This window comes from Pseudomonas sp. NPDC086581 (assembly GCF_044746165.1).
In the GTDB taxonomy this organism is placed as follows: domain Bacteria; phylum Pseudomonadota; class Gammaproteobacteria; order Pseudomonadales; family Pseudomonadaceae; genus Pseudomonas.
Window position 1 is genome coordinate 1 of record NZ_JBIVBR010000036.1, and the last position, 1115, is coordinate 1115.

Sequence of the window (1115 nt, forward strand, 5' to 3'; positions counted from 1 at the left end):
CCGTACACCGTCATCACCCAACCGCTGTTCCCGTCGCTGAACATCAACGTCCTGGGCAGCGATGACATCGTCAACGCCGTCGAGTCGCAGGCCAACCAGTCGATCACCGGTAGCACCACCGGCGGCCGTGCCGGCGACATCGTCAAGATCGTTGTCAACGAAGTGACCTACAGCGGCACTGTCGATGCCGAAGGCAAGTGGAGCATCAGTGTTCCGGGTGCCGAGCTGGCTGCCGATGCCGATCACCGCATCGACGCCACCTTCGTCGCCACCGACATTGCCGGCAATAGCGCGAGCGCCAGTGCCAGCCACAACTACGCGGTCGACGTTACTGCGCCGGTGGCCCAGCTGACCATCAACGCCGTGGCCGGTGACGACATCGTCAACCTCGACGAATCGAAGGCCCAGCAGACCATCAGCGGCAAGGCCACCGGCGAGTTCATGGCCGGCGACCTGGTGAGCTTCACCCTCAACGGCACGCAGTACAGCGCCGCTGTCGACACCTCGGGCAACTGGAGCGTGCAGGTAGCCGGTGCCGATCTGGCCAAGGCTGGCACCATCCACGCCACCCTGGAAGCCCACGATGTGGCGGGCAACGTTGCCGCTGTCGTAGCCGACCGTGGCTACACCGTGGACGTGACCGCGCCGGTCGCGCAGCTGACCATCAACAACGTCACCACCGACAACATCCTCAACTTCGCCGAATCGCAGACCCCGCAGACCATCAGCGGCAAAGTGACAGGCGAGTTCCAGGCCGGTGACGTGGTCAAGTTCGACCTCAACGGCACGGCCTATCAGGCCGTGGTGAACACTGCGGGCGAATGGAGCGTACAGGTAGCCGGCGCCGACCTGGCGAAAGCCAACAGCATCAACGCCACCCTGGTGGCCCACGATGCCGCGGGCAACAGCACCGACGTCACCGCCAAGCATGCGTACGAGGTGAAGATTGAGGAACCGATTGCCGGTCTGATCATCGACGTCATCGCCGGTGACGACATCGTCAACATCGACGAGTCCAAGGCCGAGCAGACCATCAGTGGCAAGGCCACCGGTGACTTCAAGGCCGGTGACAAGGTGACCTTCACCCTCAACGGCACTGCCTACAGCGCCGACGT

The 1115-nt window shown here is 63.7% G+C and carries 1 protein-coding gene; it reads left to right on the forward strand.

What is annotated here, in order from left to right; all coding sequences use genetic code 11:
• A partial coding sequence (locus ACIPK7_RS29720) for an Ig-like domain-containing protein (protein WP_401091930.1) occupies nucleotides 1-1115 on the forward strand: 1115 nt, incomplete at both ends.